Annotated in this window: 12 protein-coding genes and 1 pseudogene; 5 read left to right on the top strand and 8 right to left on the bottom strand. The window is 65.1% G+C overall.

Translation table 11 applies throughout. From position 1 onward, the window contains the following. Positions 1-217: 217 nt before the first annotated feature. Together Q0T48_RS14160 and Q0T48_RS14155 are read right to left on the bottom strand one after the other, a co-directional pair. Positions 218-928, bottom strand: a complete 711-nt coding sequence (locus tag Q0T48_RS14160) for an SDR family oxidoreductase (protein WP_295957278.1) — start codon at positions 926-928, stop codon at positions 218-220. Between the two features lie 205 nt (positions 929-1,133). Continuing rightward, positions 1,134-1,559, bottom strand: coding sequence for a hotdog fold thioesterase (locus Q0T48_RS14155; protein WP_295957276.1), 426 nt, complete (start codon positions 1,557-1,559; stop codon positions 1,134-1,136). A 76-nt stretch (positions 1,560-1,635) separates the two neighbouring features. Here Q0T48_RS14155 and Q0T48_RS14150 point away from each other — a divergent pair, with 76 nt between their 5' ends. Continuing rightward, positions 1,636-2,529 carry a DMT family transporter gene (locus tag Q0T48_RS14150; protein ID WP_366887958.1) on the top strand — a complete coding sequence of 298 codons (894 nt, stop codon included), beginning with the start codon at positions 1,636-1,638 and terminating at the stop codon, positions 2,527-2,529. 67 nt (positions 2,530-2,596) lie between these two features. Here Q0T48_RS14150 and Q0T48_RS14145 read toward each other — a convergent pair whose 3' ends face one another. Both Q0T48_RS14145 and Q0T48_RS14140 read right to left on the bottom strand, forming a co-directional pair. Beyond that, positions 2,597-5,851: an ATP-binding protein gene (locus tag Q0T48_RS14145; RefSeq protein WP_295957274.1), complete on the bottom strand. Its 3,255-nt coding sequence runs from the start codon at positions 5,849-5,851 to the stop codon at positions 2,597-2,599. Positions 5,852-6,108: 257 nt separating this feature from the next. After that, entirely contained in the window at positions 6,109-7,464 is a 1,356-nt protein-coding gene (locus Q0T48_RS14140; RefSeq protein ID WP_295957273.1) for an aspartate aminotransferase family protein, read from the bottom strand. 91 nt (positions 7,465-7,555) lie between these two features. Between Q0T48_RS14140 and Q0T48_RS14135 the strand changes: the two genes are divergently transcribed. Then, a complete protein-coding gene (locus Q0T48_RS14135) occupies positions 7,556-8,482 on the top strand; it encodes a LysR family transcriptional regulator (protein WP_295957272.1) in 927 nt (308 codons plus the stop codon). An 87-nt stretch (positions 8,483-8,569) separates the two neighbouring features. Here the strand turns inward: Q0T48_RS14135 and Q0T48_RS14130 are convergent, their stop codons facing one another. Next, on the bottom strand, positions 8,570-9,136 hold the full coding sequence (locus Q0T48_RS14130; protein ID WP_295957270.1) for a cob(I)yrinic acid a,c-diamide adenosyltransferase: 567 nt from the start codon (positions 9,134-9,136) through the stop codon (positions 8,570-8,572). A 64-nt stretch (positions 9,137-9,200) separates the two neighbouring features. Here Q0T48_RS14130 and Q0T48_RS14125 point away from each other — a divergent pair, with 64 nt between their 5' ends. After that, entirely contained in the window at positions 9,201-10,601 is a 1,401-nt protein-coding gene (locus Q0T48_RS14125) for an FAD-linked oxidase C-terminal domain-containing protein (protein WP_295957269.1), read from the top strand. A gap of 80 nt (positions 10,602-10,681) precedes the next feature. Here Q0T48_RS14125 and Q0T48_RS14120 read toward each other — a convergent pair whose 3' ends face one another. Both Q0T48_RS14120 and Q0T48_RS14115 read right to left on the bottom strand, forming a co-directional pair. After that, positions 10,682-11,581, bottom strand: a complete 900-nt coding sequence (locus tag Q0T48_RS14120) for an alpha/beta hydrolase (RefSeq protein ID WP_295957267.1) — start codon at positions 11,579-11,581, stop codon at positions 10,682-10,684. A 53-nt stretch (positions 11,582-11,634) separates the two neighbouring features. Continuing rightward, entirely contained in the window at positions 11,635-12,915 is a 1,281-nt protein-coding gene (locus Q0T48_RS14115; RefSeq protein ID WP_295957265.1) for a nucleotide disphospho-sugar-binding domain-containing protein, read from the bottom strand. A 216-nt stretch (positions 12,916-13,131) separates the two neighbouring features. On the opposite strand from Q0T48_RS14115, the gene Q0T48_RS14110 reads away from it, so the two are divergent. Next, on the top strand, positions 13,132-13,710 hold the full coding sequence (locus tag Q0T48_RS14110; RefSeq protein ID WP_295957263.1) for a sel1 repeat family protein: 579 nt from the start codon (positions 13,132-13,134) through the stop codon (positions 13,708-13,710). A 49-nt stretch (positions 13,711-13,759) separates the two neighbouring features. Then, positions 13,760-14,581, top strand: a pseudogene (locus Q0T48_RS14105) (hypothetical protein). Between the two features lie 78 nt (positions 14,582-14,659). On the opposite strand, the gene Q0T48_RS14100 reads toward Q0T48_RS14105, so the two are convergent. Then, positions 14,660-15,376, bottom strand: coding sequence for a class I SAM-dependent methyltransferase (locus tag Q0T48_RS14100; protein WP_295957280.1), 717 nt, complete (start codon positions 15,374-15,376; stop codon positions 14,660-14,662). Positions 15,377-15,379: the final 3 nt, after the last annotated feature.

Genomic DNA, 15,379 nt, shown 5'->3' with positions numbered 1-15,379 from the left:
GCAAAGTGGGCCCAAAGGCCCGCGAACCTAGCCCCAAGGGGTTAGAAAACGACTCGTTTTGGCCGGATTCGGCGCATTCTTGTTATCAGTACCCCGGAAGAGCCATTTTGAATGGCCTTGTTCAGCATTGCCTTAAGCCTTGGCCACAGCCGTACCACCCGCGCCGCCAGGGTTGCGGGTTCCAACCTGGGGGATAAAGATTGAGAGATTGGTGGCCTCACCAGGGCACGGTCTTCCCCATGCGGTCGAGGTACTGCAGACCCGGCTTGCCTTGCTGGGCGATGACGGCACCCACAATATCGGGGATGGCTCGCTCGGTAGTGAGGGGCGCGTCCGGCCCTCCCAGCCCGGTGCGAATCCAGCCTGGGGCCAACAGCAACAGCGCGCGCCCACTCTTGGCTTGGCGGGCAGCGTAGCTTCGCATGTAGGTATTCAGCGCGGCTTTGGTGCCTCGGTAGACTTCGTGGCCACCGTGGACGTTGTTACTGACGCTGCCTTGGCCGGAGGACATGATGCCGATCAGTCCTTTCTCGGTGACCAGCTCTTGCAGCGTTTCAATGGCCCGCATGGGACTGAGCGCGTTGGTGACCATCACATGCACGAACTCTTCGGTAGACACCTCGGCGATCGTCTCGTCCTGGTTGCGGTTCGCGGTACCCGCGTTGACAAACAGAATATCGAAGCGGCGGGAGGACAGTCGGGTGCGCAAATCCACCAGCTGCCGGGCCTCGGTGATATCCACCACTTCGACCGCCAGTCGGCCTTGGCTTGCGTCTGCCAGGTCGTGCAGCAGGGTGCGTGCGCCTGCGCGCACAGTGCCCACCACACTCCATCCGCGCTGCAGGAACTCCTGGGCCATGGCGTAGCCCAGGCCACGCGAGGCGCCGACGAGAAGAATGGACGGGGTGGAGGGTGATGGTTCTTGCATGGGGTGCCTTTTTGGGATGGGATAGCCAAGAGTATGCGCAAGGCTTGCGCCGAGCACCAGACGCGCAGGCTGCACCATACAGTTGCACTTGACGCTATGGCATAGCCACCATGCCCGCGCCAACCGCCTGAGTATCTTGCCTTTTTTGCTCCTGATACCATAGCTGCTAGCGCTTATACAACCTGTGCTAGAGCCACTTTTTATCTTAAACCCTCGGTGCCAGTATCGCTACCGTGATGCGCGACACGCAGGTCAGGTTGCCTGCATCGTCCACCAGCTCGATGGCCCAGACCTGGGTGGTGCGGCCGATGTGGATGGGGCGGGCGGTGCCGGTGACCCAGCCGCTGGTGGCGCCGCGCAGGTGGTTGGCGTTGATGTCCAGGCCCACGGCGCGGTGGCCCTCGGGGGCGGCATACATGGCACCGATAGAGCCTAGCGTTTCGGCCAGCACCACGCTGACCCCGCCGTGCAACAGGCCATAGGGCTGGCGGGTGCGGTGGTCCACCGGCACGCGGGCACGCACGAAGTCGTCGCCCACCTCCAGAAACTCGATGCCCAGGTGGGCGATGGCGGTGCCGATGGCACCCGCGGTACAGATTTCGACGCTGAAGGGCTGCTTCCAGATGGGCATGGGTAATCCAGTAATGGGTTAGCGATATAAAGGAAGACCGTTATAAACCACGCCTTGCGTCCCTGGAGTCTCTCGCTTGCCAACCCCTGCTTCTGTTTCCGCCGCCAATTTGCGCGGCATCCTGGCCATGGTGATTGCCGTGGGTTCCTTCTCGATGATGGATGCCGCCCTGAAAACCCTGAGCCACCACTACCCGCCTCTGCAGGTGGCCTCGATGCGCGGGCTGGTGGCGCTGCCGCTGGTGGCCTTGTACGTGCTGTGGCGCAAGGAGGTGCCCAGCCTGTGGAAGGTGCGTTGGCCACTGCATTTGCTGCGCATGGTCATTGGGGTGACCATGCTGTCGCTGTTTGTGACGGCGCTGCGCACGCTGGGGCTGGCCGAGGCCTACACCATCTTTTTTATCGCCCCGCTGCTGATCACGGTGCTGTCGATTCCGGTGCTGAAGGAACGCGTGCGGCCCCGCCACTGGTGGGCGCTGGCGGGCGGGCTGTGTGGCGTGGTGGTGGCGCTGCGGCCCGACCAGGAGGCCTTTTTGTCGCTGGGCGCGCTGGCGGTACTGGGCTCGGCCGTGTGCTACGCGGTATCGGCCGTGACCGGGCGGGTGCTGAGCCGCACCGACTCCAGCGCAGCCCTGGTGTTCTGGGGCACCAGCGGACTGGCGCTGGGGGCCGGGGTGCTGGCCTGGCCGCACTGGGTGGCGGTGCTGCCCACCGACGCGCCGGTGCTGGCGGTGATTGCCGTGAGCGGCTTTGCCGGGCAGCTGGCCATCACCCAGGCGTTCCGCTACGGGCAGGCGGCCGTGGTGGCGCCGTTCGAGTACACCGCGCTGGCCTGGGGCATGGCGCTGGACGGCGTGTTGTGGCACACCGCGCCCGACCACAGCACCCTGCTGGGCGGGGCCATCGTGATCGCTTTCGGGCTGTGGGTGGTGCGGCAGGAGCGCACCAAAGAGCTGGTGGTTACACCGTAAAAATCATGAACCAAATCGGCATCCTGTGCTGATTGGATCAGCATGAGAAGCTATAAAAAGTATGGTCTCAGGCCCCTCGCGCCAGCGCCGCCTGTAGCTGGTCGGCGGCGAGCTCGAAGTCAAAGCCGGTGACGGCCGTCTGGAAGGCCGGGTAGCTGCCGGGGGCGAACAGGCTGCGCAGGCTGGCGGCGTGCTCCAGCACCAGTTCGACGGCATCGCCGTCGCTGTCGGCCAGCAGGCGCAGCAGTTGCTGGCCCAGGGCACGGGCATCGGCGCTGGCGACGGCAGGTACGGCCTCTTCCACCGCCGGCTCGGCCACGCGCTCGACCAGCAAGCTGCGCAGGGCGGCCAGACCGCGGGTGTTTTCGGTCTGCAGGCGGGCCATGGCGGTAGCCACATCACCGCCCTGGTGCAGCGCCTCTTCCAGCGCTAGCGCGGCGGCAGCCAGGTCGGTCAGGCCAATGTTGCCCGCCACGCCCTTGGCGGTGTGCACTACGCGCTGCAGGGTGGCCATGTCGCCCTGGGCCAGTGCCTCCTGGGCACGCTGGGGGGCATTGGCGTGGTGTTGCACAAACTGCTGCAGCAGCCGCAGATAGAGCTTTTCATTGCCCGCCACGCGGCGCATGCCAGCGGCGGTGTCCAGGCCGGGCATGGCAGACCAGGTCGGCACGGCGGCGGGGGCGGCTGCCGGGCGCGGGGCAGTGCTGGCCCCTGCGCTGGCAGGCCTGGCCCAGCGCAGCACGGTCTGCAACAGCGTGGGCGGGTCCAGTGGCTTGGTGAGGTGCTCCACCATGCCCACCGCCAGGCAGCGCTCGCGCTCTTCGCGCAGAGCGTGGGCGGTCATGGCGATGACGGGCAGGTCGGCATAACGGGGGTTGGCGCGGATCTGCTGGGTGGCTTCCAGCCCGCCCACTTCTGGCATTTGCAGATCCATCAGCACGGCGTGGAAATGGTCGGGCGCAGCGGCGGCCAGCAGGTCGAGTGCGATGCGGCCGTTGTCGGCCACCACCACCTCGGCCCCGGCGGCCTGCAGTAGCTCCACCGCAATTTGCTGGTTGATGTCGTTGTCTTCGGCCAGCAGCAGGCGTAAGCCGTCCAGCCGGGCCTGGGCCGGATCCACCGTGGCGGGCAGCGTGGCCGGGTCGGCCAGGCCGAACCAGATGTGGAAGCTAAAGCAGCTGCCCACGCCGGGCTCGCTGTGCACGCTAATGTCGCCGCCCATGCGTTCCACCAGGCCGCGGGTGATGGCCAGGCCCAGGCCGGTGCCACCGTATTTGCGGGTCACCGAGCCGTCGGCCTGGCTGAAGGCCTGGAACAGTTTGGCCGTCTGCGCGGCGGTCATACCGATGCCGGTGTCGCGCACGTCAAAGCGCAGTTGCACCCGCTCGGGGGCCTTGTCCACGGTGTGCACGGCCACAGTGACCAGGCCTTTGTCGGTGAACTTGGCGGCGTTGCTGAGCAGGTTGGTCAGTATCTGGCCCAGACGCAACGGATCACCCACCAGGGCCGGAGCGACTTCAGAGGCCACGTCGAACACCAGGGCCAGGCCTTTGTCGGCCATGCGCTCGGCCAGCAACGTGGAGCTGTGGTTGAGCACCTCGTCAAGCCGGAACGGCACCTGCTCCACCTCAAGCTTGTCGGCCTCAAGTTTAGAAAAATCCAGTATGTCGTTGATGATGCCCAGCAGCGCCACGCCCGCGCGGTGGATCTTGCCGATGTAGTCGCGCTGGGTGGTGTTCAACTGCGTCCTCAGCGCCAGGTGCGACAGGCCGATGACGGCGTTCATCGGGGTGCGGATCTCGTGGCTCATATTGGCCAGGAACATGGACTTGGCCTGGGTGGCCTCTTCGGCAACTTCCTTGGCCTGGCGCAGCTCGGCCTGCACCTGGGTGAGTTCGCTCACGTCCACCAGCACGCCCACCAGCCCGGCCACCCGGCCATCGGGGTGGTGGAAGGGGTTGATGGAGTACAGGGTGGTGTGCGGCTTGCCGTCGGCAAACAGAAAAGTCTCTTCCCGGCGTATCGCAGAGTTGGTGGCGATGATGGTGAGCTGCTCGCTCTGGATCACCTGGCGCCGCGGCAGCGGGATGAATTCCAGCTCGATCACCGTGGTGCCCAGCAGGGCCTGGGCCGACAGGCCAAACGCATGTTCGTAGGCCTGGTTGCAGCCCAGAAAGCGGGTTTCGGTGTCTTTGTAGAACACCGGGGTCGGGATGCTGTCGAGCATGGCCTGCAGGGTGGCCGCATGCTCGGCCGCCAAGCGCAGGCCGGTGTGGCGATGGCGCATCACTTGGCTGGCAATGCGGCTGAGCAGCAAGATCAGGCCCAACCCCAGGGCGGCCACCAGGGCCGCCAGCGAGTAGTGCCAGCGCACCATGGGCTCCACCGCATCCAGTGGGTCCAGGGCCAGCATCTGGTAGCCGGGCTCGGCCAGCGGCACGCGGTTAACCAAGTAGGGGTTGCCGTCCACCTCCCAATGGCTGGGATGCAGCAGGTGGGCCGGGCGCAGCACCGGGATCCGGGCCATTTGCGCCGTGGCAGGCGGCACCGGTGCCAGCGGGCCAACGTGGCGCAGCATGAAGTCGCTGCGCGAGGCGCTGACCACGGTGCCCGCGCGGTCCACCACCAGGGCAATCTGGTGGCCTGACAACAAGGAGGCCAGCGCGCTGGCATCGTGCTTGATGACCACCACGCCCTGGGGTACTTCGTCGCGGTCGGCCCGCAGCGCATAAAAAAATCCCGGCTGGTTGGCATAGCTGCTCAGGCCCTGGCCGACGGTGAACAGCTCGCCCACACCATGCGCCATGGCATCGTTGAAGTCGCTGCGGGCCAGGTAGGTTTGGCCGAGCAGGCTGCCGGGCTGCCGCCAGTCGCTGGTGGCCACCACCAGGCCCGCCACGTTGACAACAAACACATGGCTGTACTCCTGCCGCTGGCGGGTCTGCTCCAGGCTATCGCCCAGAAAGCGCACATACGGGTCGCCGGCCAGCTTGGCCTGCCGGTCGGCCTCGGACATGCCCAGCAGGCGCGCCGCCTGCGGGTTGGCCTCGCCCAGCAACTCCTGTACCGCGGTCTGCTGGGCCAGCAGCGCGGCCACCGTGGCCACCTCGGAAAACTTGCGGTCGATGATGCGGGCCGTGCTGAAGGCATCGCTCTGGGCCACCGCCACGTTGTCGGCAATCTGCGCGTCCACGATGCGGCCCGACAGCCACTGCGCCACGGTAAACACCAGCACCAGCCACAGGCAGGCGCAAATGCCAGTCCAGCGGTTGAGCAGGCGCAGCTGGACCTCAAAGGCCTGTATCACAGAAGGCGTGGCCACCGTGCGAGGCCGGAGGTCCGCGGAAGGCGGTGGGTCGATGGGCATGCAGTGGGCTGGAGTGGCGCGGCCTGGTATCACCACGCGGGGCTCCACCATACTGCGGATGTAACTTTAAGTACACCCACCCAAGGGCCCATCCTTCTGCATAAAAACTACAAAAAACGTAGCCATTTACGCCCACGCTATCTGCACGGGCTGCCTAAAAGACTTGGGGCTTTATAGCCGCCTACGGCATACACAGCCCCAGAGCTGTACGCTCAGTTCGCGTTCAGAACTTCGCCCAGTGCATTCACCATGCTGTCGATTTCGGCCGCGGTGATGACAAACGGCGGGGCCATCTGGATGGTGTCCGCACCGTAGCGCACGTAGAAGCCCTTCTTCCACATCGCCATCGCCACTTCATACGGGCGGCGGGCGGGCTCGCCGGGGTAGGCGGCCAGGGTAACGCCGCTGGCCAGGCCGTAGTTGCGGATGTCGGTGACATGCTTGGCACCTTGCAGGCTGTGCACGGCGTTTTCGAAACGCGGGGCGATGGCGCGCACGCGCTGGGGCATGTCCTCTTTCACCAGAATGTCCAGCGTGGCCAGGGCCACGGCGCAGGCCACGGGGTGGGCCGAGTAGGTGTAGCCGTGGGCGAATTCCAGCATGTAGTCGGGCGCACCGGCGTGCATGAAGGTGTCGTAAATTTCCTTGCCGACCAGCACCGCGCCCATGGGCTGGGAGCCGTTAGTGATCTGCTTGGCCACGTTCATGATGTCGGGCGTGATGCCAAAGGCCTCGGCACCGCTCATCGCGCCCATGCGGCCAAAGCCGGTGATCACTTCGTCAAAAATCAGCAGAATGTTGTGCGCGGTGCAGATCTCGCGCAGGCGCTGCAGGTAGCCCACCGGCGGCACCACCACACCGGCCGAGCCGGACATGGGTTCGACGATCACCGCCGCGATGTTGCTGGCATCGTGCAGCGTGATCAGGTCCAGCAGCTCGTCGGCCAGTTCCACGCCGGTCTTCGGCATGCCGCGCGAGAACGCGTTGCTTTTGAGCTGGGTGTGCGGCAGGTGGTCGGCCTGCAAGGCTTCGCCAAACATCTTGCGGTTGGCACCGATGCCGCCCACCGAGATGCCGCCAAAGCCCACACCGTGGTAGCCCTTTTCGCGGCCAATGAAACGGGTCTTGCTGGCCTGGCCCTTGGTGCGCCAGTAGGCGCGCGCCATCTTCAGCGAGGTATCGGCGGCTTCGGAACCGGAGCCGGTGAAGAACACGTGGTCCAGGCCGTCCGGGGTTAGTTCGACCAGCTTGTTGGCCAGCTCGAACGACAACGGGTGGCCGAACTGGAACGCAGGCGCGTAGTCCAGCGTGGCCATCTGGCGGGTGGCGGCGGCCGTCAACTCGGCGCGGCCATGGCCCAGGCCGGAACACCACAGGCCCGACAGGCCATCCAGAATCTGGCGGCCGTCGATGTCGGTGTAGTAGCAACCCTTGGCGCTGGTGATGATGCGCGGGTCGGCCTTGAAGTTGCGGTTGCCGGTGTAGGGCATCCAGTGCGCGTTGAGCCATGCGGCATCCGTACGGGGACGTACAGCTTGCTGCAGTTGTTGGGTATCGGTCATGTCCATGGCGCGCTCCAGATTGAAAAAGAATAGGCGGATTCTGGCCGCCCCTGTTACTCTCATAAAGAGTTAAATACCACTCTGTAGTTAGCAGAATATGCAAGTAAAGAACAAAGCCGTGCTGGGCCAGTTGACCGACATGGACATCCGCCTGCTGCGGGTGTTCAAAAGCGTGGTCGAGTGCGGGGGCATGGCGGCGGCCGAGCTGGAGCTGAACATCGGCACCTCCACCGTGAGTCGCCACGTCAAGGACCTGGAAACCCGCCTCGGCCTGACCCTGTGCCGACGCGGCCGCAGCGGCTTTGCGCTGACCCCCGAGGGCCAGCAGATCTACACCGAGACGCTGCGCCTGCTGGCCGGGGCCGATGCCTTCCGCGCCAGCGTGGATGCGCTGCACCACCGCATGGGCGGGGAGCTGCACCTGGCGGTGTTCGACAAGACCGCCAGCAACCCGCAGGCCCGCATCAGTGCGGCGATTGCCCGGTTTGCAGCGCTGGCCCCAGAGGTCAGCCTGTGCCTGCACGTGGCCACCATCCACGCCATCGAGCGCGGGGTGATGGACGGCAGCTTTCACCTGGGCATCATCCCCAGCCACCGCCACTCCGACAGCCTGGCCTACGACGCGCTGTTTGGCGAAACCATGCACCTCTACTGCAGCGTGCAGCACCCGCTGTTTGGCCAGGACATGCAGGGCATGGGCTGGGACGACCTGCGCCGCTACCCGTTTGCCGGGCTGGGCCAGCACTCCCCGAACATGGAAATCAGCCAGCGTGAACGCCTGCCGCGCAAGGCCACTGGCTTCGACCAGGAGTCCATCGCCACGCTGATCCTGTCAGGCCTGTACCTGGGTTTTCTGCCCGACCACTACGCCGAAGGCTTTGTGCAAAAAGGCCAGATGCGGGCCGTGCAGCCCACGCTGTTCCGCTACGAATGCCAGTTTCTGGCCATCGCCCGGCGCACCCCCGAGCCGTCACGGGCGACACGGGCGCTGCAGGAGTGCTTGCGGTTGGCGCACGCAGGTTAGGGTAGAGGTGCTTGCACCAAAAATTTAAGTAAAAAGTGCCTCCAGCGCATATTCAATCTACGCTAGTAGCTACTAATATAAGAGCATTCAAACCGCCGCATCCCGCGCCAGGCGTTCGCTCTTCCAGTACACGTCATCCCCCCCGTCCACGCGGTTCAGCACCCGGGCCAGCACAAACAGCAGGTCGCTCAGGCGGTTCAGGTAGTGCCGGGGCGTGTCTTTCAATGCGTCCTGCTGCTCCAGCGCCACCACGGTGCGTTCGGCACGGCGGGCCACGGTGCGGCAGACGTGGGCTTGCGACGCGGCACGGGTGCCTGCGGGCAGGATGAATTCGGCCAGCCGGGGCAGCGTGGCGTTGTGCTCGGCCAGGGCCTGGTCCAGGGCCAGCACAGCCTCGGGCTTGAGCAGCTCAAAGCCGGGGATGGACAGCTCGCCGCCTAGGTTGAACAGCTGGTGCTGCACCTCCACCAGCAGCGCACGCACACCCTCGGGCATGGGCTCGCACAGCAGCAGGCCGATGTGGCTGTTGAGCTCGTCCACATCGCCCATCGCGTGTACGCGCAGGCTGTTTTTGGAGACGCGGGTGTTGTCGCCCAGGCCGGTGGTGCCGTTGTCGCCGGTGCGGGTGGCGATCTGTGTCAGGCGATTCGCCATAGCGTGTCCTTCGTGTGAATAGGGGGAGAATTGTCTGTGAAATCCTTTTAACCGGAATACCCCCATGCATGCTCCGACCTTCGCTATCCGCCCTCTTCCCGACGTTCTGGTGGATGCCTTGCAAAGCCGCTTCGGCGCACAGTTCAGCACGGCGCTGGCGGTGCGTGAGCACCATGGGCGCGACGAATCGGCGTTCTCGGTGCCGCCGCCTGCCGCCGTGGTGTTTGCCCAGAGCACGGCCGACGTGGCCGATGCGGTGAAACTCGCTGCCAGCCACGCTGTGCCAATCATCCCCTTCGGCGTGGGCTCGTCGCTGGAAGGGCATTTGCTGGCGGTGCAAGGTGGCATCAGCCTGGATGTGGCCCGCATGAACGCCATCCTGAGCATCAATGCCGACGACCTCACCGTCACGGTGCAGCCCGGCGTGACGCGCAAGCAGCTCAACGAGGCCATCAAACACACCGGCCTGTTCTTCCCCATCGACCCCGGCGCGGACGCGTCCATTGGTGGCATGTGCGCCACCCGGGCCAGCGGCACCAACGCCGTGCGCTACGGCACCATGCGCGAAAACGTACTGGCGCTAGAGGTGGTGACGGCCCGCGGCGACACCATCCGCACCGGCACCCGCGCCAAAAAATCCAGCGCGGGCTACGACCTGACGCGGCTGATGGTGGGCAGCGAGGGCACGCTGGGCGTGGTCACCGAAGTCACCCTCAAAATCTACCCGCTGCCCGAGGCCATCTCGGCGGCCATCTGCTCGTTCCCCAGCATCGAAGCCGCCGTGCGCACCACCATCCAGGTGATCCAACTGGGCGTACCCATCGCCCGGGTGGAGCTGATCGACGCCAACACCGTGCGCATGGTCAACGCCTACGCCAAACTCGGTTTGCGCGAAGAACCCATGCTGCTGATGGAGTTCCACGGCTCGCCCACCGGCGTCAAGGAGCAGGCTGAGCTGGTGCAAGAGATTGCCTCCGACCATGGTGGCCAAGCGTTCGAGTGGGCCAGCACGCCCGAGGAACGCACCCGCCTGTGGACGGCCCGGCACAACGCCTACTTTGCCGCCGTGCAGTCGCGCCCCGGCTGCAAAGCCATCTCCACCGACACCTGCGTGCCCATCTCGCGGCTGGCCGACTGCCTGCTGGATTCGGTGGCCGAGGCGGATGCGTCCGGCATCCCCTACTTTCTGGTCGGCCACGTGGGCGACGGCAACTTCCACTTCGGCTATTTGATCGACCCCGACAGCGCCGAGGAAAGGGAGAAAGCCGAAGCCCTGAACCACGCCCTGGTGACCCGCGCCCTGGCGCTGGACGGCACCTGCAGCGGCGAGCACGGCATCGGCCTGCACAAGATGGACTTCTTGGTCACCGAAGCCGGAGATGGCGCAGTGGCCATGATGCGCGCCATCAAGCAGGCGCTGGACCCGCTGAACATCCTGAATCCGGGTAAGATTTTCAGGCTGTAAGGCCCTATTTATAAGTGCCAAATAGGCCTCCAGCGTAGATAAAACCTACACTAATCGCTCCTAAATCAGGAGTAACCGCATCAAGGCAGCGTGGCTTCGCACAACCCTTGCGCCGGCACCTGCGCCCACTTCTCCAGCCATGCCCAGACCTGCTGTAAACCGGGGTCGCCAGCGGCAACCTGGCGGGTGCACAGGGGTGCGACACGGCCCGCAGCGCGTTCGGCGAAACGCAGGTAAGCGGCCGCTGGCACCCGCGCATCGGCATCGCCCCAAATCTGCAAGATGGGCCAGGGCGAGTCGATCAAGGGCTTGGCCGTATGCCAGCGCCACTGGTCCCGCCAGTAGCGCAGGCTATGGCCCTGCACTTTGGTGCTGTCGGCGGAATCGGAGCGCTGGGCCTGGTCCAGCGATTGCCAGGCGGCGAGCTGGCCGCTGCGCTGCGCCTGTAGAAGACCCGCCTCCCGCGGGTCCAGCCCAGAGCCGGAGAGCAGCACCAGCCCGGCCAGATGGGGCACCTCGGTGGCCAGCGCGGGTAACAAATCCACACCGTCGGCGATGCCCACCAGCAGCTGCCGCACCGGGGCGCTGCCCACCTGTTTCGAGGCATCGGCACGCAGGGCGGCACGGGCACTTTCCTGCCAACGGACCAGCTGGTCGCGCTGGTTAAAGCCGGTGGGACAGACCGCTGGCTCCAGCCCTGCGTTCGGGTCGGCGCCCGGCTTGTGCAGCACCAACACTTGGGCATGCGGTAAACCGGCAAAGTAGGTGCCCGCCACCGGTGCCATGCCGGAGCAGCCCGCACCCGCCAACACGATGACGCGGTAGCGCAGCGGTGGCTGCAAGGGCCCGCGCTGCAGCACGGGCACCGGATGTGCCGGGGATAAACCGGGCAGTGTGGATACAGAAAAAAGGCTCTGCGCCTGGACACCGCTCGCCACCACCCCAGCCACTGCCCACAATGCAAATTGGAGGTAATGCATGGAAAAGTCTTTCAACGTACTCCACATCTTAGGCGCTACCACCAGGGCGATATCTAAGAATATGTTGACGCCGCCGGGCTTGGACACAGCCGTTCTATTGCATCCGCCGCCACCTCGGCACCGTGCTCTTGCGCCATCGCGCGCGCCAGGTGCTGGGCACGGTGGGTGGGTGCAGGGTCGGCCAGCAGGGCTTGCAATTCGGCCGTGAGGCGCTCGGTGTTCACCTGGCCAAACGGCAGCACGCGGGCACATCCCAGCGCCTGGGTACGAAAGGCATTGTCAAACTGGTCCAGCGCCAGCGGCACTACCAGCTGCGGCTGGCCCCAGCGCAGGCATTGCGCAATCGTGCCAACACCGCCGTGGTGCACCACCGCGCGGGCCTGGGCAAACAACTGGGCGTACGGCGCAAAGTTGGCGGCAAACACGGTATCGGGCAGCGGCCCCAGATCTACCGAGGTTTTTTTGACCAGCACGGCGCGCAAGCCCAACGCAGCACAGGCCGCCATCGCGTGGCGGTAAAACCCGCGTGGTGACGCGCGCGATACCGAGCCCAGGGTGAACACCACCGGCGGCGGCCCGGCAGCCAAAAAGTCGGCCAGCGCCGCATCCTCGGGAGCGTTGCCTTGCGGCGTAAAAAAGGTGAATCCGCATGGGACGACCGGCACCGGCCAGTCGGCCTGGGGTGCCGCCAGCAAGGAAGAAAACAGCGCCAGATTGCCGTGCGGGGAATAGCGCGCTTCAAACAGCGGATGCCGGGGCTCCAGGCCCAGGCGCTTTTCCAGCGGACGGTAACCCAGGATATTTTGTGCGGTGGCAAAGCGCAGCAAATGCATACAAGCTCTGCGCAGCCAATCCGGCAACGGCCCACCACGCCGCACGGTGCGCAGGCCATGCACGTAGGGTGGATCATCCATCGACAAAAACGCCATGGGCGACACCGCGGCAAACACCCAGGGCCGCTGCAGCACCCGGGCCACCAAAGGCAAGGCCAGGCTGGTTTGCGCCCCCACCAGCATGTCGGCGCTTCGGGCCAGACGGTGGATCAGGGTGTATTCGGCCAGCAACTGGCCGCCGAGTCGGCGCAGCATGCGCTGACTGCCTCGGCTGCTGCCATCTATCGGAAGACCTGCGGTTTCCGGGCGCGGCGCATCCGTGAGCGCATCGTGGGCATCGAAGGCATGGGCATCGAAACCCTCTTTGCAGATGCCGTCCAGGTTGTGCGCATTGGTCACAAAGACCACCGCGTGCCCGCGCTGGCGCAGCACTTGGGCCACGCCCAAAAAGGGATGAAAGTCGCCGAACGAGCCCCGCGTCGCGATCAGAATGCGGGGCATTCAGCGACCAGGTGGGGGGCGTGGGGTTCTTCCATAGGCTAATTCTATCCAGCGGCCCTGGGCCCGCATTGCGCCGCTGCGCGCGCCAGCCTATTGGTTTGTCGGCGTAGTGGTTTGCAACCCGGTTAATCAGAAACTTACTCTCCCCCCGGGAAGCCCAGGCATGTAAACTTTAGTATCTGTTTTGAATACAATAATAAAGTTGAAGGAATTTTTATGAAATTTTTGCTCCTTTCGTTCCTGCTGGCCTCGCTGGCCGCAGGTGCCCAGACGGCCGAGAAAACCATCCGCATTTGTGACGATATGGGCTGCTCCGACCGGCCCCGCAATTCGGCCACTTTGGATGCCACCTTTGATGCGAATCCAGAAGAGACCCGCCGCATTGCCGCTCTGACGCAACTGGCAAACAAAGACCCCAAAGCTGCCTTCGACCTGGGTCTGCGCTACTTCCGAGGTGACGGCATCAAGCGCGACAGTTACCAGGCACTGCGCTGGGTGCGCGAGGCCGGCGACCATGGCAACCAGCAGGCGCAACTGGCCCTGGGCCGCTTCTACCTGATGGGCCTGGAAGAAATGGGCTCCGATCCACAAGAGGCTGAAAAATGGCTGCTGCTCGCCTCGGGCAGTGGTAACAAAGAAGCCAAAAAGCTGCTGGCCGAAGCCCAGGCTGCCAAAAAGACCGACCAAGAGAACTACTGGTGGCGCGAAACCTACCGCCAATCGTGGTACGGCTGGTGGGCAACCGGTTACGTCTACTACTGGGCCTGGGGCCCTTCCGGCTGGTACTACCGTTGATCTGGATTTATTTTTCCAACCTGCAACCTTCGCTTTGAAAGACTTAGCCATGCACACATCGCAAAAAATCTTCCGTTGGGCCGCCCTGACCTGTAGCCTCGCGCTCGCTGGGTGCGGCGGCGGCCAAATCACCGCGGGCAATGCCCCCACTGCCGTCCAGGGCGGTGCAGCTGGCGGTACCAGCGCAGGGGCCAGTTCCAGCCTGGAGCGTTGCGCAGCACCATTGGGCACACTGGCGGTAGACGATGGCCGTGGCAAGGATTGGTATGCCAGCTTTGGCGCAGCCACCCAAGTCACCAGCATCGAACCCCTGTTGCACCTGGCGGTACAGCAATCCAACTGCTTCGTGATCACCTCCATCGGCAATAACCGCATGGAAAGCAAGCTCTCGGCAATCACCGACAAGCAACGCAATTCGGGCGAGTTCCGCGCCGGTTCGCAACAACAAAAAGGCCAACGCGTAGCGGCTGATTACTTCCTGGACCCGGCCATCGTTATTGACAACGAATCCACCGGCAAGATCGCAGGCGCGTTGGGCGGCCTGCTCGGCCGTGGGATGGGTGCCGTCGCGGGCTCACTGGAAAGCAAGTCCTCAGTCGTTACGCTGTCGCTGTTCGACATCCGGTCGTCGGTGTAAATCGCCATCTCCGAAGGCAACTCCACCGCCACCAACTACGGTGCCGCGCTGGGTGCCTTTGGCGGCGGTGCAGCAGCCGGCCTGGGCGGCTTTTCACGCACGCCAGCGGGCAAAGCCACGGTATCGGCTTTTGTCGATGCCTACAACAGCATGGTAATTTCACTGCGCAACTACAAGGCACAAGAAGTCAAGGGCGGCCTGGGCAAAGGGGGCGTACTCAAAGTAAGCCAGTAAACCACCGCCGCCCTTTTAAAAAGCCTCCTGCGGGAGGCTTTTTTCATGGCCCGTAGCTCAGCGTTGTCCTATGCCGTTTTAGGCCGGCACCCGGTACAGCCACACCGCCCGCCCGTCCGGGGCATGCAACCGCCCGGTAGCCACCACGCCCACCACCTCAAACTCCAAGCTCACCAACCACGCGCCCGACTGCATCTGCGCCTGGGCCTTGGCAAAGGCACGGGCCATGCTCTCGGGCCGCTGGAACAGGTAGACCAACGCGTAAGGTGCCCAGTCGGCGCGCCAGATGTCGCCCTGGCGCACGCGGGCCCAGGGGCAGCGTAGGGCGCACACAGCGCGCAGCGGCCAGCTCCACTCCAGGCCGTGCAGCCGGGCCTGCGGGTAGGCCAGGCGCAGGGCCTGCAGGCCGTGGCCCAGGCCGCAACCAGCATCCAGCACCAGGGCACCCTCGGGTAAGGGAATCGCCGCCGCCAGGCCCTGCAAAGCCCGTACGGGCGTGGGAAACAGCGGGGCATCACGCCAGGCGTTCAATGGGTAAACCAGCAGCAGCAAGGCCAGTGGCAGCAGCCAGGCCCAAGCGGGCAGCGCCGCCGTGCCCGACAGCGCCAGCGACAGCGGAAAACCCGCCGCAATCAGCCCGCGCCGCCACCAGGTGGCACCCAGCAGGCTACAGGCCGCGCCCCCGGCGGTAGCCAGCAGCAGCGCGGCGATGCCTGGCAGACCCAGCTGCAGCAGCGTGGTGAACAGCGCCCAGGCACCGCCCCAGGCGAGCAACGCGGGCAGGGGCCAGCGCAACAC

The sequence above is a fragment of the Rhodoferax sp. genome (assembly GCF_025354435.1).
In the GTDB taxonomy this organism is placed as follows: Bacteria; Pseudomonadota; Gammaproteobacteria; order Burkholderiales; family Burkholderiaceae_C; genus Rhodoferax_B.
This window is presented reverse-complemented; position numbering and strand designations above follow the sequence as displayed.